Here is an 18,902-nt window from a genome sequence, read left to right as displayed (position 1 = left end):
GCTTGATCAAGTCCATGTCGATTGCGTGGGCGAGCGGCGTCGTGCTGGTCGCGTGGCCCGTCCTCGTCTGGCTGGGCATCACCCGCGGCCAGATGTCGTGGCTGGCTCCTGCCCTGGGCCTGCTGTTGCTCGTGCGCCTGTGGTGCCTGCGTGGCGCGGCTGCGGGGGCATCACCCTTGCGCGTACTGGCGCTGCCCGGCACGGTGGGTGCCGCCGCGCTGGTGCTGGCCAGCCTGTTGCTGCGCCAGCAGGGCTGGCTGCTGTACTACCCCGTGGTGATCAATGGGGTGCTGCTGGCGCTGTTCGGCCTGTCGCTGTGGCAAGGCCCGTCACTCGTAGAGCGCATCGCGCGGTTGCGCACGCCCGATCTGCCGACGGCTGCGGTTGCCTATACCCGGCGGGTCACGCAGGTGTGGACGGTCTTTTTTGCCTGCAATGGCGCCGTGGCTCTGCACAGTTGCCTGGCGGGCGATCTCGACTGGTGGGCCTTGTGGAACGGCGGTATCGCCTATGGCCTGATGGGAGGGCTGATGGTGCTTGAATATGCCGTGCGCCGACGGGTGATCCGGCGGGCGGGGGCGTGATGCGGACATTGCCTATGGCAGACTGGCTGGCGCCGGATCGGGCGTCCGACCCAGTGATCGCACGCGAGCGGGTGCAGCCCTTGACGCGTGGCGCCCTGCGGGCGTGGGTAGCCATGCTCGCTCGGCAGCTGGCTGCCCGGCCCGAGCGGCGCTGGGCCCTGTGTTTTGACGACAGCGGCGCGTTTCTGGCCGCTTTGCTGGCCACCTTGCACGCGGGGCGTACGCCCGTCATCCCCGGCAACTTGCAAGAGGCCGCCTTGCGCGAGCAGGGCGCGTGCTTCGATGCCGTGCTGACCGACCGGCCCGCCTTGCGGCAGGCCCTGGGCGGGCTGGAGCGAACCGTGCTGGCAGTGACCGCGCGTGCCGCGAACGCGTCAGGCCCCGCGCAGGTCGGGCCCGCCGCAGTATCCCCAGTGGGCCTGGATGATCCGGTGGCTACCCTGGCCGCGCTGCCGCCGCAGGCCACGCTGGAGCTGTTCACCTCGGGCTCGACAGGGACGCCGCGCCGCGTCGTGAAGACCGTGGCCGCCATGGATCTCGAAGCCGCCTGGCTAGCCGCTCAGTTCGGCGCGCAACTGGCAGGCTGCATGGTCGTGGCGTCGGTGACGCATCAGCACCTGTATGGGCTCACTTTCCGCATTTTTCTGCCGATGGCGCTGGGGCTGACCCTGCATGCCGGGCAGATTCCGTATCCGGAGGCATTGGGTGCGTTGCCGCCGGGCCAGCCGCTGGCCTTCGTTAGCAGCCCGGCATTTCTCAAGCGCCTGGATACGCGCCTGTCAGCTCCGAGCGTGCGCTGGCTGCTCTCCGCGGGCGGCGCGCTGGCCGAGGCGCCTGCCCGACAGGCGGCGGCCTGGCTGGGTGTGGCAGCCCATGAAATCTACGGCAGCACGGAAACCGGCGTGCTGGCCTGGCGCCTGCGCGATTCGCCGGGGGCCCGCTGGCAGGCCTTTGCCGATGTCCGCTTTCGGGCTGTGTCGGGCGGCTGGCAAGTGCGCTCGCCCCTGATCGATGCCCCCGCGGGCCAGGCGCTGGACGATCAACTCGAATTTGACGCCGATGGCCGGTTCCAGCTGCTGGGACGGCGGGATCGTATCGTGAAGATCGAAGAGAAGCGGGTGTCGCTCGATGAAGTCGAGGCCCGGGTGCGCGCCTTGGACGGCGTACAGGACGCCGTGGCGGTCTATCTCGACCGGGCCGGGCGGCAGGGGCTGGGGGTGGTGCTGACGCTGGCCGCGCCCGCGGCGCCCGACGGGCTGCCACGCCTGCAGGCCGCTTGGCGCCAGCAGTTGCGTCGGTGGCTCGAGCCGGTGGCGATTCCCCGGCATTGGCGGGTCGTTGCCAGCATCCCCTGCAACAGCATGGGCAAGTGCGTGCAGCCGCAGCTGCGGGAGCTTTTTTCATGAGGCGCATGAAACCGACCGAGCTGCAGCGCCAGTGGCGGGCGCCCGACCAGGTGGCGTTGTGCGTGCGGCTGCCCGAGGATGCGTTCTGGTTTCAGGGGCACTTTGAGCAGTGTCCGATCCTGCCGGGCGTGGTGCAGGTGGATTGGGCGCTGGGTTACGCGCAGGCCTTGTTCGGCATCACGGCAGCCTTTGGTGGTCTGGATCAGGTGAAGTTTCAGTCGCCGGCCCGGCCCGGTGACACGCTGTGGTTATCTCTGCACTGGCTGGCCGATCTTCACCGGCTGGATTTCACCTATGAGCAGGAAGCCGACGGCGCGCGCCGCCCGCTCAGCCGGGGGCGCGTGCGTTTCCTCGACCCGGAGGGAGCGTGAATACCGGGGTTGTGAACGGCGCGGCGCAGGCCGCCGCGGGCGATCTGCAGTGTTGCCTCGTTATCCCCTGCTACAACCACGGCGCCAGCCTGTCGGGCGTCCTGCAACGCCTGGCTGCATTTGGCCTGCACTGCTTCATCGTCGATGACGGCAGCGCGCCGCCCACCCGCGTGCAGATCGACGCCCTGGCGCAGCAGTATGCCTGGGTGACGGTTGTGCGCCTGTCCGGCAATCAGGGTAAGGGTGGGGCGGTGCTGGCAGGGTTTCAGGCCGCGCGGCAGGCGGGCTATTGGCACGCTCTGCAGATCGATGCTGACGGTCAGCACGACGTCGGTGATGTCCCGCAGCTGCTGGCCGAAGCCCGACGCCATCCCGACGCTCTGATTTCCGGGCGGCCGGTGTATGACGCATCCATCCCCGCAGTGCGCCGCTATGGCCGCTACCTCACGCATATCTGGGTGTGGATCGAAACCCTGTCCCTGCAGATCCACGATGCCATGTGCGGCTTTCGGGTCTATCCGCTGGCGCCGGTGTTGAGCCTGGCGCGGCAGGTGCCCCTTCTGGGGCGCTACATGGATTTCGACCCCGAGGTGATGGTGCGCCTGTACTGGGCGGGCACACCGGTGCGCTTCGTGCCTACACGCGTGATCTATCCCGAAGGTGGGTTGTCCAATTTTGATGCCTTGCGCGACAACGTGCGCATCAGCTGGATGCACGCGCGGCTGTTCTTCGGCATGCTGCGCCGCCTGCCGCGACTGCTGGCCGGACGCCGGATACGCCACTGGGCGCAGCAGGAAGAGCTGCGCGGCCTGCTGGGCATGCGCATCATGATGCGCCTGTACCAGGCCCTGGGACGCACCGCCTTCGAGCTGGCCCTGTATCCGGTGGTGGCGGCATACTGGTGCAGCGCCGGGGCGGCGCGGCGGGCGTCCCGCCAGTGGCTGGCAGTGGTGCGCCGCCACGCCGACGCCACTGGTACGGTGTTGCCGCGCGGTTTGAACAGTTATCGGCACTTTCGCCGCTTCGCGCAGGCCATGCTCGACAAAATTGCCGGCTGGCGCGGCGACCTGGTGTTGGGGCGCGATGTGGTGCTGGCCCCCGGAGCGCAGGCCGTGCTGTCGCCCGTTGCGCGGCGCGGCACCCTGATCCTGGGCGCGCACCTGGGGGATCTCGAGGTCTGCCGCGCATTGGCCGAGCAGTCCGCGGGCCAGGTCATCACGGCCCTGGTCTTCACGGATCACGCCCGGCGCTACAACCAGATATTGCAGGAATTTTCGCCGCGGGCGACCGTACACCTGCTGTCGGTGCGCGAGCTGGGGCCGGAGACGGCGCTCGTGCTGCAGCAGAAGCTGGATGCTGGCGAGTGGGTGGCGATCCTGGGCGATCGGCTGTCCGTCGGCCATGCGCGGGATCGGGCCCTGCGCATCGTGTACAGCCCGTTCATGGGGCGTCCGGCCCCCTTTTCAGCGGGCCCCTTCATTCTGGCCGCCACCTTGCGGGCGCCGGTGGTGCTGATGTTCGCCTTGCGCGTTGGGCGGCAGCGCGTGATCCACTGTGAGCCCTTCGAGGCCCCGCCCCTGGCGCCGCGCGCCGAGCGCCCACAGCGCCTGCAGGCCATGGTGGATCGATATGCCCGGCGACTGGAGCAGCATGCGCTGATGTCGCCACTGGACTGGTTCAATTTCTATGATTTCTGGCAGGCGCCGCCCCCGGTGGACGCCGTCAAGGAGGCGCCATGAGTGGCGATCGCAGACAGGCTCGGGTCGAGCTGACCATTCCGTTTCATGATGTCGATATGATGGGCGTGGCCTGGCACGGCCACTATGCGCGCTATTTCGAGCTGGCGCGCGAGGCGGTGCTCAATCAGATCGGTTTCGGCTACAAGACCATGCGTGACACGGGCTACGCCTGGCCTATCATCGACTTCCAGGTGCGCTACCGGCACGCCCTGCACCACGAGCAGAAGGTGCTGGTGAGCGCGCGAATCGGCGACTACGAGAACCACCTTTGCATCGAATACGAAATCCGTGATGCCGCCAGCAACCAGCGCCTGACGACGGCTCAGACCCGGCAGGTGGCGGTGGACATGGCCACGGGCGAAATCTGCCTGGCCAGCCCCCAGGCGCTGCTCGACCGGATGGTGGGGTTGTGATGTTGGCGCGTATCTGGCGATTGCGGGTTCGGTGCGCGGGCGCGGGTGAGAGTGTGGTTCTGGCGCGCGCCTGGCTTGCGGGTCTGTGCTTCGGTCTGCTGTGGCTTGCGTCCGCGCCCGCGTCGGCGCGGGCCTGGACGCTGGCGCAAGTGCAGCAACAGCTGGCCAGCCATCCGGTTGTGCGGGCGCGGTTCGAGCAGGCGCGCTGGCTCGGTGCGTTGCCCAAGCCGCTGAAGTCCAGCGGGCAGCTGCTGATGGTGCGCGACCAGGGCCTGTGGTGGCAGCAGGAACAGCCGTTCGGCCTCACGCTGGTGCTGACCGATACCCGCATGATGCAGCAGGTGGCCGGACAGGCCCCCGAGGTGTTGACAGCAGTCTCCAGCCCGCAGATGTTTGACGTGGTGCGCCTGTTACGGGCGGTGCTGCAGGCGGATCAGGCCTCTTTGCAGCAGAATTTTCAGCTGGATTTCCAAACCGTCGAAGCGGGCTGGCGCCTACATTTGCAGCCGCGTACCTCGCCCCTGGATCGCTTGTTCGAGTCTATCGATCTGGGTGGGGCGGCGCATCTGCGCACGGTCGTCTTGCGCGACCGCCAGGGCGACCGCACGGAAATCCATTTCAGTGATCCGCTTCCAGGGGCCGATGTCTTAAGCGATGCCGAAGCTCGATACTTTCAATTCTAAGGCGGCGCTGATTTGGCTGGTGGCGTGCCTGGTGGCCGCCGCTTGGCTGCTGAGTCGCTGGGCGGCGGTGCCCGTCAACGCCAGCGTGCTGGCGCTGCTGCCCGTACAGTCGCAGGACGCAACGGCAGCCGATCTTGAGAGGGCCTTCACGCGCCGACTGGATCGCCAGGTGGTCTGGATGGTGTCACCGGGCACGCAGCCCGATGCGCGGTTGGCGGCCCAGTGGCGCACGCGCATGCTGGCGCTGCCAGGCGTGGCCGAGGTGCAGGGGCCGATGACCCCGCAGCTGCAGCGGCAGTGGCTGCAGTTCTTCCATACTTATCGCAACAGCCTGCTGGATGCCCAGACGCGTGCCCGCCTGCAGGCGGGCAGCGATGTCCAGGCGCAGTGGGTGCTGGGGCAGTTGTATTCGGCCTTCGCGGGCGTGGGGCAACAAGAGCTTGCGCACGACCCCCTGATGCTGGTGCGTGGCGCGCAGATGGCGCTCATGCAGGGAGCGGGCGCGTTGAGCCTGAACGATGGCTGGTTGAGCACGCGCGACGCCCAGGGGCGTTTCTGGTATTTTCTGCCCGCCCAGTTGCAGGCTTCCAGTTTCGACATGAGCCGCACGCGCGCGCTGGTGGCGGTGTTTCGCCGGGAAGAAGCCGCCTTCCTGGCGGCCCATCCCCAGGCCAGCGTGCTCTCGCGTGGCAGCTTGTTCTACAGCGCGCACGCGGCGCGTCAGGCCGGGCACGACGTGACGGTGATCGGCAGTGTGACGATACTCGGCGTGGTGCTGCTGATCTTGGTGGCCTTTCGCAGCCTCTTGCCGCTGCTGCTGTGCGTCCTGTCGGTGGGCATGGGTGCCCTGTGGGGGACGGCGCTCACGGTGGCCCTGTTTGGCGAAGTACACCTGATGACCCTGGCGATGAGTCTGAGCGTGGTGGGGATTTCGGTGGACTACGCCCTGTATTACCTGGTCGAGCGCCGCGCGCGGCCTTATGAGGAATCGCCCTGGCGCAGCATGGGGCGCGTGCGCCCGGCGCTGTTCATGGCGCTGGGCACCAGCGCCGTGGCGTACCTGCTGCTGACCCTGGCACCGTTCCCCGGCATCCGCCAGCTGGCGATCTTCGCGGCGGCGGGGCTGTGTGCGGCCTGTCTCACGGTCGTGCTCTGGCATCCGCTGCTGACTCATTCCCTGCGCGCCGCGCCAGTGCCCTGCCTGTCACAGCTGGACGCTTGGCTGCGGCTCTGGCGCACCCGGCGCTTGGTGCGCGTGGGCGTCCCCCTGCTGCTAGCCGGGCTGGCAGCCTTGGCGCTCGGTCGCCTGCCTTTCAGCGACGACATCGCCCAGCTGCAGGAACCGCCCGCCCGCATCCAGGCGCAGGATCGGCGCATCACCGGGCTGACGGGGCAGAGTATGGATCAGAAGTGGTTTCTGATCGTGGGGCGCTCGCCTCAGCAGGCGCTCGAACGCCTGGATGCGTTCGTGCCTCGGCTGGCCCGGGCGCAGGCGGCGGGCTGGTTGCGATCGTACCGCGCCTTACCCCTGCATTCCCTGCAGCGCCAGGTGGAGGATCAGCGCCTGCTGCGGGCGGCTGCCGCCGGGGTGCGGCAGGCGCTGACCGCCGTTGGCCTGGATCTGCCCCCGGCCGACACCCGCCTGGTGCCGCTGGAGCCGCAGGCCTGGCTGGCAAGCCCGGCCAGCCAGGGTTGGCGCCTGCTGTGGTTGAGTCTGCCCGATGGCCGCAGCGCCGTACTCGTGCCTGTGGCGGGCGTCAGCCAGACGACCGCGCTGGCGGCGCTGGCGCAGCCCGCTGACGGCATCCACTGGATCGATCGCAAGGCGGCTTTCGATCAGCTCTTTGCCCGTTACCGGCGGATGCTCGGCGGACTGCTGATCCTGGCCCTGGGCGTGGTCTGTGCCGTGTCGGTGGCCCGGCTGGGCTGGCGCCGTGGCCTGCGCACCAGCGTGCCCTCACTGCTGTCGCTGGCTCTGGGGCTGGGCGCCCTGACGCTTTTCGGGCGCAGTGCCAATCTGTTCTCGCTACTGGCCCTGGTGCTGGTGCTGGGCATCGGCATCAACTACACCATTTTCTTCGGCAACCCCAGGGGCACGCCCAGAACCTCGCTGTTTGCCGTGCTGCTGGCCATGCTGACCACGTTGCTGACGCTGGGCGTGCTGGTTTTCAGCAGCACGCGGGCCATCAGCAGTTTTGGCATCGTGCTCAGCGTTGGCATTCTGACGGCCTTTCTGCTGGCCCCCCTGGCACTGCCCGATTCAGACCCTCCCGTGACGGAACCCTCATGTTGAAACGCCTGCTCGCTCTGCTGTGTCTGCTGGTGCTGTCGTCTTGCGCCAGCGTGCCCGATGGCGCGCGGCCCAGCGCCTGGCTGCGGCCCGGCGTGCGTGTGTTCCTGCCGCAGCCGGGGCTGACACCCGCCGTTCAGGCCCATCAACTGCTCACCAGCCGCTATCGCGGGCGTGAACATGCGCTCACGGTCGTGCTCGATGCGGATGCCCGCCGCCTGTCGCTCGTGGGGCTTTCGATGGTGGGCATACGGCTCTTCACGCTTCAGTATGATGCGCACGGCCTGCAGGCGCGCCAGCACGTTGCGGCGCCGGGCCTGCCGCCCGCGGCGCAGGTGCTCTCCGACATCATGTTGAGCTACTGGCCGGTGGCTGCCTGGCAGGCCGTCCTGCCGACGGGCTGGCAGCTGGTGGACGCAGGCCTGCAGCGTCGGCTGCTGGACGAGCGGGGCGAGATTGTCACGCGCATCGACTATGATGCAGCCCCCGGCGGACGTCGGCCCGTACAGGTGCAGCAGCGCGCCTTTGGCTACGACATTCACATCCAGAACCTGGACGATTGATTGAGATAATGCTGTGATGATTTATTGTGCTGCCGCGGGGCTTTGCAGCGCCTTGGGGCGCGATCTGCGAGAAACCGCCACCCATCTGGCCGCGGGCCGCGCGCCCGGCATGCAGCTGCGTGACGGTTGGCTGCAGGGCGGCCGCCGCGCCATGTTGGGCGCAGTGGGGGGCGAGCTGCCGTCGACTCCTGTGGCCTGGGCCCGCCACGACTCGCGCAACAACCGCTTGCTGCTGCTGGCGCTGGAACAGGTGCGCGCCCAGGTCGATGCCGATGTGCTGCGTTTTGGCCCGGATCGGGTGGCCGTCGTCCTGGGCACCAGCACGTCCGGGCTGGACGAATCCGATCGACACTACAGCCGCGTCCAGGGCGCGGCGGGCGGCGAAGGGCCCGCTGCCGGGCCGGACGGCTATCACTACGAACAACAGGAACTGGGTGACCCAGCGCGTTTTCTGGCCAGTTTTCTGGGACTCACGGGCCCGGCGTACACCGTTTCGACGGCCTGTTCGTCCAGCGCTCGAGCCATCATCAGTGGCCGCCGCCTGATTGCCGCGGGCCTGGCTGATGCCGCCCTCGTGGGCGGGGCCGACACCTTGAGCCGCATGCCGATCAACGGCTTCGACAGCCTGGAGCTGTTGTCGCCCGAGCGCTGCCAGCCGTTTGCCCGCGACCGCCGGGGCATCAACATCGGCGAAGGCGCGGCCCTGCTGCTGCTCACGCGCGAACCGCAGCCATTGGCGCTGCTGGGTGTGGGTGAATCCAGCGATGCCTGGCACATGTCGGCACCGCACCCGGAGGGTGCCGGGGCTGTGCGGGCCATGCGGATGGCGCTGCAGGATGCCGACGTGCGGGCCGCGGACGTCGCCTACATTAATCTGCACGGCACGGCCACGCAGGCCAACGACCAAGTCGAGGCGCAGGCCGTGGCGCAGGTGTTCGGCGAGCAGGTGCCCTGCAGCTCGGTCAAGCATCTGCTGGGCCACACCCTGGGCGCGGCGGGGGCCTGCGAAGCCACCTTGTGCTGGCTGCTGCTGACGCAGCCGCTGGCCTTGCCCGCGCAGGACTTCAGTCACAGTCCGCTCGATGCGCGCCTGCCGCCCTTTGGCCTGTTGCAGGCGCCGGGCCGCCTGCGGCGACCGCTCGTCATGTCGAACGCCTTTGCCTTTGGCGGCAACAATACCAGCCTGATTCTGGGGGCGGCCGCATGAGCGATTTTCTGCCGGTACATCATTACCTGCCGCACCGGGCGCCCATGCTGCTGCTCGACGAACTGCGGGCGGTGGATGCCGAGACCTGCCATTGCCGCGTGACGGTCAGCCGCACCGGGGTGCTGGCGCCGTTCCTGAACGCGGCGGGTGCCGTACCCGCCTGGTTCGGCCTGGAAATCATGGCGCAGGCCGTGGCTGTGTGGTCGGGCTGGCATCAGCGTCAGGCCGGCGCCCAGGACATCGCTCTGGGCATGCTGCTGGGGGCGCGGCGCTTTTCCGCCAAGGTGCCCGCATTTGCTGCGGGAGTCGTGCTGGACGTGCACGTCACGCTGCTGGCGCGCGATGAGCGCATTGGCGGCTTCGAGGCCGATATTCGCCAGGGAGACGTGCTTCTGGCCCAGGCGCGACTCAGCACCTGTCAGGTTGCCGCCCACGAGCTGGCGGCGCTGTTTGAAAGAGGTTCATCATGACGCAACTGCGTTCGGTGCTGGTCACGGGGGCCAGCAAGGGGATCGGCCAGGCCATTGCCTGCCGTCTGGCAGCCGATGGTTTTCGGGTGGGCGTGCACTATCACCGTGATCTGGCCGGGGCTACCGTCACGCTGGCGCGCCTCCGCGAGGCGGGTGGGCAGGGGCGTCTGATCCAGTTTGATCAGGCCGACCGCGCCGCCTGCCGCGCGGCGCTGGAGCGCGACATGGATGCGCACGGCGCCTGGTATGGCGTGGTCTGCAATGCAGGCCTGGCACGCGATGCCGCTTTTCCGGCGTTGACGGATGGCGACTGGGATCAGGTCATACAGACCAACCTGGATGGCTTTTTCAACGTGGTGCAGCCGTGCGTCATGCCCATGATCGGCCTGCGCCAGGGAGGCCGGATCCTGACCTTGTCGTCCGTGTCCGGCCTGATGGGAAATCGCGGGCAGGTCAACTACAGCGCGGCCAAGGCGGGGCTCATCGGCGCCACCAAGGCGCTGGCCATCGAGCTGGCTAAGCGGCGCATCACCGTCAACTGCATTGCGCCGGGCCTCATCGACACGGCCATGGTGCAAATCGAACCTGAGGCGCTCAAGCAGGCTATGGGCCTGATTCCGGCACAGCGCATGGGCACGGCTGACGAAGTGGCCGGCCTGGCCGCGTATCTGATGTCCGACATTGCCGCCTACGTCACGCGGCAAGTCATTTCAATCAATGGGGGGATGGCATGAACCGCGTGGCGATTACGGGGATGGGCGGGGTGACCGCGTTTGGCGAAGACTGGGCCAGCATCTCGGCGCGCATCCGCGAGGGCCGCAATGCCGTGCGCCGGATGCCTGAGTGGGATGTCTACGATGGCCTGGGGTCACGCCTGGGGGCGCCAGTGGTGGATTTTGCGCTGCCTGGGCACTACACGCGCAAGAAGATCCGCTCGATGGGGCGGGTGTCCCTGTTGGCCACCCGGGCCACCGAGCATGCCTTGACCATGGCTGGCCTGGTGGACGATCCGGTGCTCACCAACGGTGCCACGGGTATCGCCTATGGCTCGTCTACCGGCAGCACGGGCCCGATCAGCGACTTTGCCGTCATGCTGGTGGAAAAGCACACGCGCAACATCACCGGCACCACGTACGTGCAGATGATGCCGCATACGGCAGCGGTCAATGTCGGCCTGTTCTTCGGCCTGCGCGGGCGCGTCATTCCCACGTCCAGCGCCTGCACTTCGGGCAGCCAGGGCATCGGCTATGCCTTCGAGGCCATCCGCCACGGCCTGCAGACGGTGATGGTGGCGGGCGGCGCCGAAGAGCTGTGCCCGACTGAAGTGGCGGTGTTCGACACTCTGTTTGCCACCAGCCAGCGCAACGATGCGCCACAGCTCACGCCCGCGCCGTTCGATACGCAGCGCGACGGCCTGGTGATCGGCGAGGGTGCGGGCACGCTGGTGCTGGAAAACATGGATCACGCCAAGGCGCGCGGCGCGCACATCTACGGCGAGGTGCTGGGTTTCGCCACCAACTGCGATGCCACGCACATCACGCAGCCCAATTGGGAAACCATGCAGGCATGCCTGCAGCAGTCGCTGGATATGAGCGGCCTGGCCGCGCCCGACATCGGCTATATCAGCGCGCATGGTACGGCCACCAGCCGGGGCGACGTGGCCGAGAGCCGCGCCACGGCTAATGTCTTTGGCGCCGACACGCCGATTTCTTCCCTGAAGAGCTACTTTGGCCACACCCTGGGCGCTTGCGGTGCGCTGGAAGTCTGGCTGGGGCTGGAGATGATGCGCGAGGGCTGGTTCGCCCCCACGCTCAACCTCCGCCAGCCCGACCCGGAATGCGCTGCGCTTGACCACATCGTGAGCGAAGCGCGCCCGGTTCAGACCGAATTTTTTCAGAGCAACAACTTTGCCTTTGGCGGCATCAATACTTCGCTGGTCATTCGCCGAGGGGCATAGACGGATGCCGGTGTTCGCGCCCTCGTTGTCCGTTGCCGGGATCGTGCCTGCGCCGGGGTCTGAGCATGCTGGCCGCCCCGGCGTGCCAGCCCGTCTTGTACTGGCACGCATCGACGCCTGCGCGTCGGAGGCATTGGCGCGCGAACACTTGTCCGCGGCGTTGCTGGCGCAGGCGCCGCAGCAGCCCGCGGCGCGGCGCGCGGCCTGGTTGGCTGGTCGCGTGCTGCTGGCGTGCCTGCTGGGCCAGGGTCGGCTGCCCGCTTTGCCTGTGGGGCCATCGGGCAAGCCGCTGCCCGCGAGCCCGACCATGCCCGCTTTCAGCATCAGCCACAGCGGCGGCTTCATCGCCGTGCTGCTGGGCCCCGACCAGCAGCCCGTCGGCTGCGACATCGAGCTGCTGCGTCCGCGCGCGGGCCTCATGACCATCGCCCGGCAGTACTTTTCGCAGGCGGAGACTGTGCACCTGGAATCTCTGCACGGCACCCCCGCCCAGGCCGATGCCTTCTGGACGCTCTGGACGGTGCGTGAAGCCCTGCTGAAGCGGCAAGGCCACAGCGTCTGGGACATGGCCAACCTTGCCGTGCAGCCGCACCCCCCCTATAGCCGCACTCATGCCGTGCAGCACCAGCTGGCGCAAGGCCTCTCCATCGCCTGCTGCCTGGCCAGGTTGGCTACGCCCATCGTCCGTCTTTCTCTCATTGTCTAAAAAGGAGTTTCAATGGCCAATATGCACCTTCTTGTGGCCGGATGTGCCGTCGCCAGCCTGACGGCATGTACTGCAATCACGGTCACGCCGGTAGATCGAGCAGCAAATTTGCGGCACGTCTGCATTCAGTTGAATCCGAAAGTGCAGGTGAGCGATTTTGTAGACGTTGTGCGTTCTGGGTTTGATCGGCATGGCATCACTACAGAGGTCTTTTCGGGAGACGTCATGGAGCACTGTGAGTATGTGATGACGTATACCGCCCGGCGCTCCTGGGATTTTGTAACCTATCTGGTAGATGCCGAGCTCTGGATTCGACAGGATGGCAGACAGGTGGCGTATGCTCAGTATCACTTGAAAGGCAAGGGCGGCTTTGCGTTGAACAAATGGGCCGGCACGAAGTCAAAAATGGATCCGGTCATCGATCAGTTGCTGGCGTCTTACCGCTGATCGCCATCTACAGCAGGAACACGGTTGCCAGCCCCAGGAAAAGGAAAAAGCCCAGCGAATCGGTGGCGAAGGTCAGCAGCACCGACGAGCCGACCGCCGGGTCTTTGCCGAAGCGGTCGCGCAGCAGCGGGATGAGCACACCCAGGGCGGCGCCGATGAGCATATTGCCCACCATGGCGGCCATCATCACGGCGGCGATGGCGTAAGAATCGGAAATCACCCAGGCGAAGGTGGCGGCCACCAGGCTGCCGCAGGCGCCGACCAGAAACGTCACCTGCAGTTCGCGCTTGACCAGCTGCCAGATGTTGGCGCCGGTGACCCGGCCCGTGGCCATGGCGCGGATGATCATCGTCATCGTCTGGTTGCCCGAATTGCCGCCGATCCCGGCGACGATGGACATCAGAAACGCCAGGATCACGATGTGGCTGACGGTGTCCTCGAAGCGTGAGGCCACCAGCGAGGCGATCGAGGCCGTGCACAGGTTCACCAGCAGCCATGGGGCGCGGTTGCGCAGGGCGGCCAGCACCGGGGCGAAGATGTCTTCTTCCTGCAAGCCCGCGCGCGACAGCTCTTGCTCTTGCGAGTCTTCCTGCAGCACGTCCACCACCTCGTCGATGGTGACGCGGCCGATCAGGCGGCCCTGTTCGTCCACCACCGGCGCCGACACCAGGTCGTAGCGCTCGAAGGCCCCCGCCGCGTCCGCGTCGGAATCCATGGGGTTGAGGCTGAGGACGTCGGGTTCCATCACCGCGTTGACCAGCGTGTCGGGCTCGCTGACCAGCAGGCGCGACAGCGACAGCGTGCCGCGCAGCTGGTCGGCGCGATCCACCACGAAAATCTGGTCGGTGTGGTCGGGCAGTTCGTGCAGGCGGCGCAAATAGCGCAGCACCACTTCGAGCGTGACGTCTTCGCGCACGCGCACCATGTCGAAATCCATGATGGCCCCGACCGTGTCTTCGGGGTAGCCCATGGCCGCGACCAGCTGCGCGCGCTCGGCGTCGGTGAGGCCCTTCTGCACCTCGGCGATGACGTCGGCGGGCAGGTCGGGCGCCAGATCGGCGATCTCGTCGGCATCCATGGTGCCGGTGGCCGCGATCAGGTCTTCGTGATCCATCGACTGGATCAGCGACTCGCGCACCCAGTCCTCGACCTCGAGCAGCACGTCGGCGTCGTATTCCTGGCTGACCAGCCGCCAGACGGCCTGCCGGTGCGCCACGGGCAGCGATTCGAGGATGAAGGCGATGTCGGCCGGGTGCAGCGCGTTGACGATCTGCCGGATTTCTTCTTCGTGCTGGCGCTGCAGCATGCCTTCGAGCAGATTGGACGCGTCTTCGTCGTCGGTTTCGTTCTGCCGTTCGGCCAACGCTTCGACAACTTCTTGGCGCTTCAGGATGGACTGCAGTTCTTGCAGCGCAAGCTGTGCGTCTTCGGGGTCGAGCCGCCGCGGGATGACCACGGCGGCGGGCGCGTCCGGGTTGGTCTGCTCGATGGTGGGTTCAGCCATGGGCACGGCCTCTTCAGATCGGGGGCAGCGGGCGGCTGTGGCGGTTTTCGTCGGTGGCGACGTAGGTGAGGGTGGCTTCGGTCACTTTCACGACGTCGGCTTCGAGACGCTGGCGTTCGGCGTAGACCTCGACCGCCACCGTGATGGACGTGCGCCCCGTCTGGATGATTTCGGCGTAGAAGCTGAGCAGGTCGCCGACGAAGACGGGCTGCTTGAAGGTGAAGGCGTTGACGGCCACCGTGGCCACGCGCCCCCCCGCGCGGCGCGCGGCGGGAATCGAGCCGGCGATGTCGACCTGGGACATGATCCAGCCGCCGAACACGTCGCCGTGGATGTTGGCATCGGCGGGCATGGGCATGACGCGCAGGACGGCCGGATGATTGTGGGTGGGTAGCGTGGTGGGCATGAGGCTTGGCGCAGGACGATTAAAAATCAAGGGCACCTCTGGTGAGGGGCGCCCGGCGAATCCGGGTATTTTACCCGTCAGCGCGAGGCGGCTGTTGGCCGACCGCCCCGGCGGCGCTGTCCGGTGCGCGTGGCCGGCTTAGTCGGCTTGCAGGGCTCGCTGTGCCAGCAAGACCCAGTAGGCCGCGCCCAGTGGAATGAGTGCGTCGTTGAAGTCGTAGCTGCTGTTGTGCAGCGTGCAGGGGCCCGCACCGTGGCCCGGCGTGCGGTGATCTCCAGTGCCGTTGCCGATCCAGACGTAGCAGCCGGGCCGCTGCTGCAGCATGAAGGCGAAGTCTTCGGCGCCCATCGAGGGGCGTACCGCCGTTTGTACGTGTTCGGTCCCCACCAGCCCCGTCAATACTTCGGTGCACAGCGCGGTCTCGGCGGGATGGTTGAGCGTGGCCGGGTATTCGCGGCTGAAGTGGAAGTCGGCCGTGCAGCCCATGGCTGCGGCCAGCTGCGTGCTGAGTGCGCGCATGCGCGCCTCGATGAGATCGAGCACGGCGTCGTCGAGTGTGCGCACGGTGCCGCGCAGCACCGCCTGGTCGGGGATGACGTTGTCGGCCGAGCCCGTGTGGATTTGCGTCACGCTGATGACGCCGGCGTCCAGCGGGTCTTTGTTGCGCGTGAGAATGGTCTGGAAGGCCAGGGTGAGCTGCGCGGCCGCCACGACCGGATCGACCCCCAGGTGCGGCATGGCGCCGTGCGCGCCCTTGCCCTGCAGGGTGATGTTGAAGCGGTTGCTGGAGGCCATGATGGGGCCTTCGGTGAGCCCGAAGGTGCCCACCGGCAGCCCCGGCCAGTTGTGCATGCCGAAGACGGCATCCATGGGAAACTGCGTGAAGAGGCCGTCTTCGATCATGCGCCGGGCCCCGCCGCCGCCTTCTTCGGCGGGCTGGAAGAGCACGTGCACCGTGCCGTTGAAATCGCGCTGTTCGGCCAGGTAGCGGGCGGCGGCCAGCAGCATGGTGGTGTGGCCGTCGTGGCCGCAGGCATGCATGACGCCGGGGTTCTGGCTGGCGTGGGCGAAGGTGTTGGCTTCGGGCATGGGCAGGGCGTCCATGTCGGCGCGCAGGCCGACCGCGCGCCCCGGCCCGCGCCCGACGATGCTGCCGACCACGCCGGTCGTGCCCAGGCCGCGATGCACCGCGATGCCCCAGGATTCGAGCAGGCGCGCCACGGTGTCGGCGGTACGTACCTCTTGGAACGCCAGTTCTGGCCAGGCGTGGATCGAGCGCCGGATGTCGGTCATGTCGGGCAACCAGTGGCCCAGGGTATCGAGCAGAGCCTGTTTCATAAGTGCCTCGTGATCATGGCGTCGAGGGCCGAGGCGATGTGCGCGTTGGCTGCGATGACGTAGCCGCCTCGGGGCCAGGGGGCCTGGTGGTACAGGTCTTCGCAGACCCCGCCCGCCGCGCGCACCAGCGCCGTGCCTGCGGCGACGTCCCAGGGGGCCAGGCCCATTTCCCAGTAGCCATCGTAACGCCCGCAAGCCGTCCAGGCCAGATCGAGGGCCGCCGAGCCAAAGCGCCGCACGCCGCGCGTCTGGTGCATCGCGTCCAGGAACCCCGGCATGTATTGCGGCTCGAAGGAAAAATCGCGGAAGGGAAACCCCGTGGCCAGCACGGCGTCGTCGAGGGTGCGCGTGGTCGAGCACTGGATGCGCCGCCCGTTGAGCCAGGCGCCGATGCCGTACAGCGACGAGAAGAGCTCTTCGCGGTTGGGGTCGTAGATGACCCCGATGAGCGGCGTGTCTTGTGGCAGCGGCGCGCGGCCATCGGGCTGGCAGCCAGCGTGGCCGATGAGGGCGATCGAGACCGCGTAGTGCGGGATGCCGCTGAGAAAGTTGGTGGTGCCGTCGAGCGGGTCGATGCACCAGGTAGCCTGCGCGCCCGCCTGGCCGCCGGATTCTTCGGCGATGATGCCCACGCTGGGCGTGCGCGCCTGCAGGATGTCGATGATGGCTGCCTCGGCTTCGCGGTCGGCTTGCGAGACCAGATCGTTGCGCTGTTTGGTGTCGATGACGAGGTCGGAACGGTGCAGGGCGTGAGTTTGTAAAATGGCTGCCGCGGCGTGGGCGGCTGTGACGGCTGCGTCGAGATAGTCGGCCGACAGAAGGTGCGGGTTCAACATGACGGTATCGTTCCTGTGCTGCGCCTATGAGGCCATCAGCCGGCCCGCGCGGCGTTTGTTTCATTGTACGTGAGCTGCTAGCGAGTGTCCCCGCATGTCTGGTCCCTATGAAGTTCTCGAACCCGCCGTCTGGAGCGAAGACGCGCGGGGCGTGCCCCGCAGCGCGCGCTATGGCGATATCTACCATGGGGCGGCGGGGGCGCTGGCCCAGGCGCGCCACGTCTTTTTGCAGGGCAACGGCCTGCCGGCCCGCTGGCGGGGGCGCGCGGCCTTCACCCTGTGCGAAACCGGCTTTGGCCTGGGACAGAATTTTCTGGCCGCCTGGCAGGCCTGGCAAGACGACCCCCGGCGTAGCCAGCACCTGCACTATCTGGCGTTCGAGGCGCATCCGTTTTCGCTGGATGATCTGCGCCGCTGCTGGCGGCGGTTGCCCGACGCGCTGCAGCCCCTGGCCGATGCGCTGGCGGCGGCCTGGCCGCCCCTGCTGCCGGGCGTGCACCGCCTCGATCTGGCCGACGGGCGCCTGAGCCTGACGCTGCTGTTTGGCGACGTGCGCCGTACGGCGCGCCAGGCCCAGGCCTGCGTCGATGCCTTTCTGCTCGATGGCTTTGCGCCGCGCGTCAATCCCGACATGTGGTCGCCCGCGCTCTTTGGCCAGCTGCGGCGCCTGGCGGCGGTGGGTGCCACGGCGGCCAGCTGGTGCGCTGCGGGGCAGGTGCGCCGCGACTTGCGCGATGCCGGTTTTCTCGTCAGCCGGGCGCCGGGCTTCGCCGACAAGCGGGACATGACGGTGGCCGTGCTGCGCCCGGGGTTGGGGACGCCGCCGCCGTCCGGCCAGCCGCAGCGGATCGCCATCGTGGGCGGCGGGGTGGCCGGGGCGGGCATTGCTCAGGCACTGGCCTTGCGCGGCCACGCCATCGAGGTCTGGGACCCGGCCTGCGCGCTGGATGTGCCGCGCGCGTTTCGTCAACGTGGCGCGGCGGCCCTGGTGCCCGCCTTGAGTCCGGACGACGATACGCGTTCGCGCCTGAGCCGGGTCGGGCTGCAGCGCGCCCGCGCCCGTTGGCGCGATCTGCTGGCCGACGCCCGCCCCGAGGCCTGCGGCGCCCTGGTCTGCGCGCAGGACGATGCACAGGCCCATGCGCAACAGCGGGCTCTGGCGCGATTGCGGTTTCCGGCCGGGTGGGTGCAGTGGCTGGACGCCGCCCAGGCCAGTGCCCGGGCCGGCCTGGGGCTGGCGCGCGGCGGCCTGTGGTTTGCGCAAGCCTTGCGGGTCTGTCCGGGCGAACTGGTGGCGGCGCTGCTGTCGGGCGACGGCATCGTGCGCCGCGCGGCGCGCGTCGAACGGCTGCGGGCGCTGCCCTCTGGGGCGTGGCAGCTGCTGGACGCACAGGGTGGCGAGCTTGGCCAGGCGGATCAACTGGTGCTGGCCAACGCCCGCCATGCCCCGGCGCTGCTGGCGGCCAGCGGCCTGCTGTCAGACTGGCCCGTGCTGGTGGGTCTGACGCCACTGGCCGGGCAGGTCAGCCTGTACCCCGTGCCGGACGGCGCGGATGCGGTGCCTCGTTGTGTACTGTCGGGCAAGGGCTATTGCCTGCCGCCGCGCCACGGCTGGGCGGTGGCGGGCAGCACGTATCGCCCGCACGTGGCCGAGAGCGTGGCCGACGCGGCGGGGCATCAAGACATATTGGCGCAGCTGGGGCGCTGGCTGCCGGACGGGGCGCTGCCCTGGCTGGGGCGGGCGGCCCCCGACGGCTGGGCGGGCTGGCGCGCGGCCACCCGGGATCATCTGCCGGTGATCGATGCCGTGCCGCGGCACCCTGGCTTGTGGCTGGCCTGCGCGTACGGTTCGCGCGGCCTGACGTGGTCGGCGCTGGCGGGCGACCTGATTGCCGCCCGTTTGGCGGCAGAACCCTGGCCCATCGAGCGCGAATTGCAGCGACGGATTCGTCTGCGCTGAAAATCCGATTTTATTTTATGGC

General features: G+C 68.1%; 19 protein-coding genes. 15 read left to right on the top strand and 4 right to left on the bottom strand.

The window, feature by feature from the left end; translation table 11 throughout:
* Nucleotides 1-14 precede the first annotated feature (14 nt).
* The 14 genes from CCA01S_RS10735 (at nucleotide 15) to CCA01S_RS10670 (ending at nucleotide 12,836) form a co-directional block, all read left to right on the top strand.
* Nucleotides 15-584 carry a COG4648 family protein gene (locus tag CCA01S_RS10735; protein ID WP_066458269.1) on the top strand — a complete coding sequence of 190 codons (570 nt, stop codon included), beginning with the start codon at nucleotides 15-17 and terminating at the stop codon, nucleotides 582-584.
* Nucleotides 585-598: 14 nt separating this feature from the next.
* Nucleotides 599-1,990 carry an AMP-binding protein gene (locus CCA01S_RS10730; protein ID WP_198149979.1) on the top strand — a complete coding sequence of 464 codons (1,392 nt, stop codon included), beginning with the start codon at nucleotides 599-601 and terminating at the stop codon, nucleotides 1,988-1,990.
* 5 nt (nucleotides 1,991-1,995) lie between these two features.
* Complete coding sequence (locus CCA01S_RS10725) at nucleotides 1,996-2,361, top strand: 3-hydroxyacyl-ACP dehydratase FabZ family protein (protein ID WP_066458163.1); 366 nt, start codon at nucleotides 1,996-1,998, stop codon at nucleotides 2,359-2,361.
* Nucleotides 2,358-4,100 carry a glycosyltransferase family 2 protein gene (locus CCA01S_RS10720; RefSeq protein ID WP_232305074.1) on the top strand — a complete coding sequence of 581 codons (1,743 nt, stop codon included), beginning with the start codon at nucleotides 2,358-2,360 and terminating at the stop codon, nucleotides 4,098-4,100. Before CCA01S_RS10725 ends, CCA01S_RS10720 begins: the two co-directional genes overlap by 4 nt.
* The gene (locus tag CCA01S_RS10715) at nucleotides 4,097-4,513 is read left to right on the top strand and encodes an acyl-CoA thioesterase (protein ID WP_066458160.1); all 417 of its coding nucleotides are present in this window, start codon (nucleotides 4,097-4,099) and stop codon (nucleotides 4,511-4,513) included. Before CCA01S_RS10720 ends, CCA01S_RS10715 begins: the two co-directional genes overlap by 4 nt.
* Nucleotides 4,513-5,196, top strand: coding sequence for an outer membrane lipoprotein carrier protein LolA (locus CCA01S_RS10710; protein ID WP_084386690.1), 684 nt, complete (start codon nucleotides 4,513-4,515; stop codon nucleotides 5,194-5,196). Before CCA01S_RS10715 ends, CCA01S_RS10710 begins: the two co-directional genes overlap by 1 nt.
* Nucleotides 5,168-7,489 carry an MMPL family transporter gene (locus CCA01S_RS10705; protein ID WP_066458158.1) on the top strand — a complete coding sequence of 774 codons (2,322 nt, stop codon included), beginning with the start codon at nucleotides 5,168-5,170 and terminating at the stop codon, nucleotides 7,487-7,489. The genes CCA01S_RS10710 and CCA01S_RS10705 overlap by 29 nt, the downstream gene beginning before the upstream one ends.
* Nucleotides 7,483-8,049, top strand: coding sequence for a DUF3261 domain-containing protein (locus CCA01S_RS10700; RefSeq protein WP_066458156.1), 567 nt, complete (start codon nucleotides 7,483-7,485; stop codon nucleotides 8,047-8,049). The genes CCA01S_RS10705 and CCA01S_RS10700 overlap by 7 nt, the downstream gene beginning before the upstream one ends.
* A 16-nt stretch (nucleotides 8,050-8,065) precedes the next feature.
* The gene (locus CCA01S_RS10695) at nucleotides 8,066-9,256 is read left to right on the top strand and encodes a beta-ketoacyl-[acyl-carrier-protein] synthase family protein (protein WP_066458153.1); all 1,191 of its coding nucleotides are present in this window, start codon (nucleotides 8,066-8,068) and stop codon (nucleotides 9,254-9,256) included.
* Nucleotides 9,253-9,726: a hotdog family protein gene (locus tag CCA01S_RS10690; protein ID WP_066458150.1), complete on the top strand. Its 474-nt coding sequence runs from the start codon at nucleotides 9,253-9,255 to the stop codon at nucleotides 9,724-9,726. The genes CCA01S_RS10695 and CCA01S_RS10690 overlap by 4 nt, the downstream gene beginning before the upstream one ends.
* Nucleotides 9,723-10,460, top strand: coding sequence for a 3-ketoacyl-ACP reductase FabG2 (locus CCA01S_RS10685; protein ID WP_066458147.1), 738 nt, complete (start codon nucleotides 9,723-9,725; stop codon nucleotides 10,458-10,460). Before CCA01S_RS10690 ends, CCA01S_RS10685 begins: the two co-directional genes overlap by 4 nt.
* Nucleotides 10,457-11,683 (top strand): beta-ketoacyl-ACP synthase, encoded by a 1,227-nt coding sequence (locus CCA01S_RS10680; protein WP_066458144.1) that lies wholly within the window; start codon nucleotides 10,457-10,459, stop codon nucleotides 11,681-11,683. The genes CCA01S_RS10685 and CCA01S_RS10680 overlap by 4 nt, the downstream gene beginning before the upstream one ends.
* A gap of 82 nt (nucleotides 11,684-11,765) precedes the next feature.
* Nucleotides 11,766-12,389, top strand: a complete 624-nt coding sequence (locus CCA01S_RS10675) for a 4'-phosphopantetheinyl transferase superfamily protein (protein WP_180984198.1) — start codon at nucleotides 11,766-11,768, stop codon at nucleotides 12,387-12,389.
* Nucleotides 12,390-12,401: 12 nt separating this feature from the next.
* Entirely contained in the window at nucleotides 12,402-12,836 is a 435-nt protein-coding gene (locus tag CCA01S_RS10670; RefSeq protein WP_066458141.1) for an Sbal_3080 family lipoprotein, read from the top strand.
* A 7-nt stretch (nucleotides 12,837-12,843) separates the two neighbouring features.
* Here CCA01S_RS10670 and mgtE read toward each other — a convergent pair whose 3' ends face one another.
* From mgtE to CCA01S_RS10650, 4 genes are all read right to left on the bottom strand, one after another.
* Nucleotides 12,844-14,340, bottom strand: coding sequence for a magnesium transporter (gene mgtE / locus CCA01S_RS10665; RefSeq protein WP_066458139.1), 1,497 nt, complete (start codon nucleotides 14,338-14,340; stop codon nucleotides 12,844-12,846).
* A gap of 13 nt (nucleotides 14,341-14,353) precedes the next feature.
* On the bottom strand, nucleotides 14,354-14,746 hold the full coding sequence (locus tag CCA01S_RS10660) for an acyl-CoA thioesterase (protein ID WP_066458137.1): 393 nt from the start codon (nucleotides 14,744-14,746) through the stop codon (nucleotides 14,354-14,356).
* 138 nt (nucleotides 14,747-14,884) lie between these two features.
* Nucleotides 14,885-16,084, bottom strand: a complete 1,200-nt coding sequence (locus CCA01S_RS10655) for a M20 aminoacylase family protein (RefSeq protein ID WP_066458135.1) — start codon at nucleotides 16,082-16,084, stop codon at nucleotides 14,885-14,887.
* Complete coding sequence (locus tag CCA01S_RS10650; protein WP_066458133.1) at nucleotides 16,081-16,920, bottom strand: inositol monophosphatase family protein; 840 nt, start codon at nucleotides 16,918-16,920, stop codon at nucleotides 16,081-16,083. The genes CCA01S_RS10655 and CCA01S_RS10650 overlap by 4 nt, the downstream gene beginning before the upstream one ends.
* A 94-nt stretch (nucleotides 16,921-17,014) precedes the next feature.
* On the opposite strand from CCA01S_RS10650, the gene mnmC reads away from it, so the two are divergent.
* Nucleotides 17,015-18,880: a bifunctional tRNA (5-methylaminomethyl-2-thiouridine)(34)-methyltransferase MnmC2/FAD-dependent 5-carboxymethylaminomethyl-2-thiouridine(34) oxidoreductase MnmC1 gene (gene mnmC / locus CCA01S_RS10645; RefSeq protein WP_066458131.1), complete on the top strand. Its 1,866-nt coding sequence runs from the start codon at nucleotides 17,015-17,017 to the stop codon at nucleotides 18,878-18,880.
* Nucleotides 18,881-18,902: the final 22 nt, after the last annotated feature.

Source organism: Castellaniella caeni NBRC 101664 (genome assembly GCF_001592225.1).
In the GTDB taxonomy this organism is placed as follows: Bacteria; Pseudomonadota; Gammaproteobacteria; order Burkholderiales; family Burkholderiaceae_B; genus Castellaniella; species Castellaniella caeni.
Note: the sequence above shows the minus strand (reverse complement) of the source record. Positions and strands in the feature narration are given on the sequence as shown.